The 5,925-nt window shown below is 56.3% G+C and carries 5 protein-coding genes; all 5 read left to right on the top strand.

The window, feature by feature from the left end:
* Positions 1-1,366: 1,366 nt before the first annotated feature.
* The 5 genes from ACFPME_RS11710 (at position 1,367) to ACFPME_RS11690 (ending at position 5,754) form a co-directional block, all read left to right on the top strand.
* Positions 1,367-1,792 carry a hypothetical protein gene (locus ACFPME_RS11710; protein ID WP_377305468.1) on the top strand — a complete coding sequence of 142 codons (426 nt, stop codon included), beginning with the start codon at positions 1,367-1,369 and terminating at the stop codon, positions 1,790-1,792.
* A 401-nt stretch (positions 1,793-2,193) separates the two neighbouring features.
* Positions 2,194-2,670 (top strand): hypothetical protein, encoded by a 477-nt coding sequence (locus ACFPME_RS11705; RefSeq protein WP_377305466.1) that lies wholly within the window; start codon positions 2,194-2,196, stop codon positions 2,668-2,670.
* Between the two features lie 1,148 nt (positions 2,671-3,818).
* Positions 3,819-4,286 carry a hypothetical protein gene (locus ACFPME_RS11700; RefSeq protein ID WP_377305464.1) on the top strand — a complete coding sequence of 156 codons (468 nt, stop codon included), beginning with the start codon at positions 3,819-3,821 and terminating at the stop codon, positions 4,284-4,286.
* A 64-nt stretch (positions 4,287-4,350) separates the two neighbouring features.
* Positions 4,351-4,659: a hypothetical protein gene (locus ACFPME_RS11695; protein ID WP_377305462.1), complete on the top strand. Its 309-nt coding sequence runs from the start codon at positions 4,351-4,353 to the stop codon at positions 4,657-4,659.
* A 777-nt stretch (positions 4,660-5,436) separates the two neighbouring features.
* Positions 5,437-5,754 (top strand): hypothetical protein, encoded by a 318-nt coding sequence (locus tag ACFPME_RS11690; RefSeq protein WP_377305460.1) that lies wholly within the window; start codon positions 5,437-5,439, stop codon positions 5,752-5,754.
* The last annotated feature ends 171 nt before the right edge of the window (positions 5,755-5,925 follow it).

The raw sequence follows: 5,925 nt of genomic DNA, 5'->3' as shown, positions 1-5,925 counted from the left end.
CATTCATGGGGGCTTGCGGTGCCGCCTCGGCTGCGGTGTTTTGGCTCACCGCACTGCGCCCTAACAGTTCGTCCAAGCGGACGCCAAAACCGCTACGCGGTTTCGGCGCCGCTTAACTCAAGCGTTATGCCTCAATGACCCAACACACTCGTCCAATTTGGTTTGCCGTGCTGCTTGCGCCTTGGGCCGTTCCGAGCGCCTTGGTCCTTTGGTCCGTTTTTTTCATACTATTCACTGAAGGTGCAGCCGGCCTTAAAGACTGGCCCGTTCTCTTCGCCTTCTTCCTTTTCGGCCTCCCAGTTACATACGCTGCAACACTGATTTTCGGTTTGCCTTATGTCCTTTGCCTTCGTGCGCTCGGCGTTCTTGTGTCCCCACTCGTCTGCGTCGGTGCTGTATTGGCTGCTGTAATTGCCTTGCCAGTGTATGGTTGGTTCGCTGGCTCTGATCTTTCGACCAGCGGTACAAGCATCTTGTTTTCTGCCGCGCTCGGTCTGGTTTCAGGGGTGGCATTTTGCATCGCGGCGGGCATAACATTTCGTCCAAGCGGACGCGCGAAAATGCCGCGCGCCGCTTAACTCCAGCGTTAGAGGGCACGGGGAGTATGGCGCAGATTCCGCAGCAGAGCGTAGATTCAGCGCTACAGATTCTTTCTGCGCTAGAGCCAATGCCTCTGGCTTTGTATTGGGAGTATCAGGACGCCGCTACAACTGTTCTGTTCGTAGTGAATGTTGCAGATCAATCGGCATCTTCAGTGGAACAAACTTACTTTAAGCAACTGGTGCCATCGCTTTGCGCTCTAATCCCCGATCCCGAAACGGGACCACTTCCGTCCTGGATGGTGGTCTTTCAGAATCAAGCGAGCAGGACAATTACAGCCTGTTGTTCGCAAGATATGCAGGGTGCCCTCTAACAATTCGTTCAAGGCGGACGGCTTCGCCGCCGCTTAACTCCAGCGTTAGGCCTCATGGACAGAACCGCGTTCGCTCAACAAATACATGTGGCCATGGTTTACGCAAGCCGTAAGCTCAGGTCTGCAGGCATGCCCGCATCGGTCATGCAAATTTCATCGTTATTGCGTTCTTCGTTCTTCTGCAGTCCGACTCTAAGTACGTAATTTGGTTTATGGTCATAGCGCTGCCTGTATCCATAGCAATATCAACCGCTCTGGCCCTCGCAGTTCGTAACGCCTTCAAGCGCCATGCGCCGTCTTGTCCAGCATGCGCAAAGCCCATAGGCTTGCTCACTAGGCGCAAAGCAATGGCAACAGGCTTGTGTCCAAATTGCCGTAGCACTCTGTTCGGGCCTAACCACTCGTTCGAGGCGGACGGCTCCGCCGCCGCTCAACTCAAGCGTTAGAGCCCTCATGAAATTTCCGCGGCACCTAGCAAAAGTGGAGTTGGTAGCGCTCGCCTCGCTGGTCGTGGTTGCCACGGCTCTTGCAATCTACGCGGGCATTTCGATGTCGCTTTACCCCAGCCCCGAATTTGGCGTTGCAGACTCAGTTGAGGTTGTTTTCATCTATCTGTTACCCATAGCGTGTGTTCCGGTCGTTCTATTTGTGGCTCCGCTATATTCAACCTTGTTGTACAACGGCAGGGCTTCTTGGTCAGCAGCCTTTGTCGTCGGCGCCATACCCGGCGCGGTTATCCTTTTCTTCTCAACTTGGTTCGGGCTCGTATCACTGGCTTGCGGTGCAGTCGTCGCGCTGGCAACTCATGCTGTATGCGCGTCGGGCTCTAACCACTCGTTCGAGGCGGACGGCTCCGCCGCCGCTCAACTCAAGCGTTAGAGCCCATGAACATCACTTGCCCTGAGTGCCAAGGTCGCATTGAGTTCGCCGCTGCGTTCGCTGCCGCGTTCTGCTGGGCAAGTGGCGCAGTTGCCTTCAACTGCCCAAGCTGCGGCAAGCCCGCATACTTCGCCCCAAGTGACCAACACATCGAGGTGGGTATGCTCGGCGCCGCCCCGACGCCTGACCCCCTCCCTGGGGTTCTGTACCCGGCCCAAGTTTCAATCCACAAGCAGGGCCAATCCGCCACCATTTCGTGGCAAGGCCTCACCAGGCAGCTGCCGTCAGCTGGCGCATACATCGGCAGTAGGTACCATGCGCGCTAGCTCCAACTACTCGTTCAAGGCGGACACGCTGACGCGTGCCGCTTAACTCCAGCGTTAGCGCTCACAAGGAGACTCGTGAAATCTACACGCCTATTTTCGCCGCTTCTGGGACTCGCGTTGCTGCTCGTAAGCGCCGGCGCGCTGGCCATCAAGCCGCCGATGCCACGAACAAAAGCGCAACTCGCTGGTGTTTGGGTTGGCCCAGACGCATGGGGCGCTGTTCTGCGCTTAGAGCTAAATAGTGCTGGGCAAGGGCGCCTCGTGGTTCGCGATCTTGATTCAAAAAGCAATTTGGCCATCTACGAAATTGCGATCAAAAAGATTGACGTCAACGACCTCTCGTTTTCGGTTTCACCAGTCAGCAAAGGCGCTGCACGTATCGCTTTGTACGGCACCAACGACTCGAACGCCATCGATTTAGTACGCTACTTGAAGGACCAAGGTGATGGCTACGGCGTTCGCGCGTTACTTATTCGCCAAAGCGATCTACAGTCGGGCTTACAAGATCTCAAAGGCGCCGACTCACAGCTTCCGGCTCAGCCAGCGCGCTAACAGATCGTTCAAGGCGGACGGCTTCGCCGCCGCTTAACTCCAGCGTTAGAGCCTTATGTCGCGAGTCCAAATCCCAACTTGGCTTTTGGCCATCTGCCCTGTGGTGCTAGGTGTTGCCGGGGCACTCATGGTGGTGACGGCGTTCAGTACGGCGTCGCTGCACTTTGGTCATTGCGGCCCTAGTAGCCTTTCGTCGCCTGAGCAATATTGTCGCGGAGCTGCCTAACTTCTCATTGCTGGCTATGGTGTTCTGCTTGTCTCTGCGGTGCTTGCAGGTGTCCTCATCTGGCTTCGGGTGAGGCGTCGTGGCAGGCTCTAACCACTCGTTCGAGGCGGACGGCTCCGCCGCCGCTCAACTCAAGCGTTAGACGGCAATGTCACCACAACCGTATACGACATTTCAAAGCATCCTCGTCGTAGTTGCGTCCATCAGTGGTCCGATTGCGGCTGTGTTCCTGGTGGTGTGCGTTGGTGGTAGTTGGCCTTTGGTTGCAGTTAGCGTTTTTGTTTCCATCGCTAGCCTGTATGGTTGCTACCGGACTTGGCGTGCACCATTCACGTATCGCCTCGGCTTGCGCTTTATAGCCAATCTTTCGGTGTTCACCGCGCTGCTTTCTGCATTCTGGGTAGTAAGGTCGTAGGTTGCCGTCTAACATCTCGTTCAAGGCGGACGGCTTCGCCGCCGCTTAACTTAAGCGTTAGACCTCACAACATGACACTTCTGCGCGTGCTGGTCTTGATCATTGTTCCTCTCGTCGTCAGCGCTTGCGCTGGCCCGAGGTTGGCCGCAACCGTCGCAAAGCCGGCAATTCCGCCAACTGAAGCCGAGTGCGTCGCGGGAGGCGGCAATTGGACAACGCTCGGTCTGCCATATCCTGGCAAGCCAAAAGTCTGCGACCTCAAGGCTACAGACTCCGGCAAGGTCTGCTCAGACTCCAGCGAATGCCAAGGTTCGTGTGTTGCACCTGACAGCATTGCTAGCGGCGTTAAAGCAAGCGGTACCTGCTCGGCGTACGTGTCCAATTTAGGCAACGTCAAACTAGTCGAGCATGGCAAAGTTGTGTTGCTCAACGTAGAGTGAGGTCTAACCAATCATTCGAGGCGGACGGCTACGCCGTCGCTCAATTCAAGCGTTAGATCTCACAGCCATGACTCAAGAATTCGAACAGCATCGATCCGAGCTTCGGCAAATCTACGTCAATTCCACACCTCGCCAGCGCTTGCATGTCGCGCTTCAGCGAATTGGTAACGCTGACCACGACCCCAATCTCTTGGTGACACGCGTCTCGGCCGTAGAAGCTTTCGCAAGGTCACTACTTGTCCATCACCTTGCAACAGCTGACGCTGACGCGCTCAGCTTCTATGGGCTTTTTCGCCATTCCGGTGCGCCGTCTCTCGTCGAGGCCTACTTGCAAGCCAAGTGTGCTTCAACTCCCGAGGCGCTGCTTGGTGCGGACACTTGGGAATTGTTTGGTCATGCCGTCCACTATCGCAATCTTCTCGTCCACGAGTGCACTTATCTTGGGCAAGATAAAACGCCGGCCCTCATTGAGGCATGTCGGATTGTGCTTCGTAAACTAGCGGAGGTCGCCGGGCTACCCACCGGTGAAATCTAACATCTCGTTCGAGACGGACGGCTACGCCGCCGCTCAACTCCAGCGTTAGACGTCAGGGACACGAATGCGCATTCCGACTCAGCTGCGACAAACACTGATCGGCACCACGGTAGTTGGTGCGCTTTTTGGCGTTCTATGCGCTCTCGGCAGCTTCGCGTTCTACTCCGAGTACGGTCCGCGCATTGCAGGCGCGCCGCACGACGCGTGGGCAAACACATTCCATGCCCTCGGTACTTTTTTCTGGGTTACAGTTGGCATCGTAGTCGCGTTCGGCCTCCTGCCATCAGCTATTTTATACGCGCTGACCAGGCTTTCCCGCAAGGCGTCTAACCCATCGTCCAAGCGGACGCGCGAAAAGCCGCGCGCCGCTTAACTCAAGCGCGTTAGGCCTTATGAGCAACGCAACACGAATCCTTGTTCTTGCTCTGGCGCTTTGGCTTCCCGTTTGGTCGGCGGCGGCATCGGGTACCCCCGAATCAAACTGGCTCGGCCTCATCAAGACGCGTCTTGGGCCGTCGTGCGCCGTTTCGCTCCCGAGGGTTGGCACAACCGTTTCAGGCAACAACGGTTTCCGCAGCGAGCAGTGGTTCTTGCAAAGTTGTCGTGGGCAGGCGGAGTATTGGGTCTCGTACTATCCGCCTGCAGCTTTTCCAAGGCGTGCTAGTCCGTACGAAGTACAGCGGGTCTTTCCAAGCAGTTCTCCGGGCAGGCCTAACCCGTCGTCCAAGCGGACGCGCGAAAAGCCGCGCGCCGCTTAACTCAAGCGTTAGAGGGCACGGGGAGCATGGCGCAGATTCCGCAGCAGAGCGTAGATTCAGCGCTACAGATTCTTTCTGCGCTAGAGCCAATGCCTCTGGCTTTGTATTGGGAGTATCAGGACGCCGCCACAACTGTCCTGTTCGTAGTGAATGTTGCAGATCAATCGGCATCTTCAGTGGAACAAACTTACTTTAAGCAACTGGTGCCATCGCTTTGCGCTCTAATCCCCGATCCCGAAACGGGACCACTTCCGTCCTGGATGGTGATCTTTCAGAATCAAGCGAGCAGGACAATTACAGCCTGTTGTTCGCAAGATATGCAGGGTGCCCTCTAACAATTCGTTCAAGGCGGACGGCTACGCCGCCGCTTAACTCCAGCGTTAGGCCTTTCATTGAGCATCGCAGAATTTCAAGCTAAGTCAGCTTCGCCAAGCGAGCTCGTGCTGCCGCTTACTGAGGCTCTCGAAGCGCTGCAACTTATGGCGCAATCGGGCGTTTCTGTTTTGGGCTGGGAGGGTTGGCTCCGCTATCCCGATGGCAAGCTTGGCCATTCACAGCAACACCAAGGCACCGCGCCAGCTCCGCAGCTAAGTCAGATCGAGCTATATGCTTGGTTCCGCAGCACCATGAAAGGATCGCAAGTCGAGCATCACCGCAATCCGGAGGTAACTGGTAGTGAGCTTCTTTTCTGCATCACGCGCCAGGCCTAACATTTCGTTCAAGGCGGACGGCTGCGCCGCCGCTTAACTCAAGCGCGTTAGGGCTCATGAAGACCACTCTCGCATTCCTTGCAGCAATCCTCGTGCCGGTCGGTCTCATGACCGGCTGGTATCTGTGGGACCAATTCGCCAACTTCAAACCCAACGATCCATACATCTGGG

The organism is Rhodanobacter umsongensis (assembly GCF_042654965.1).
GTDB classification, from domain to species: Bacteria; Pseudomonadota; Gammaproteobacteria; order Xanthomonadales; family Rhodanobacteraceae; genus Rhodanobacter; species Rhodanobacter umsongensis.
The sequence above is the reverse complement of the archived record's forward strand: the minus strand, read 5'-3'. Positions and strand labels throughout refer to the sequence as shown.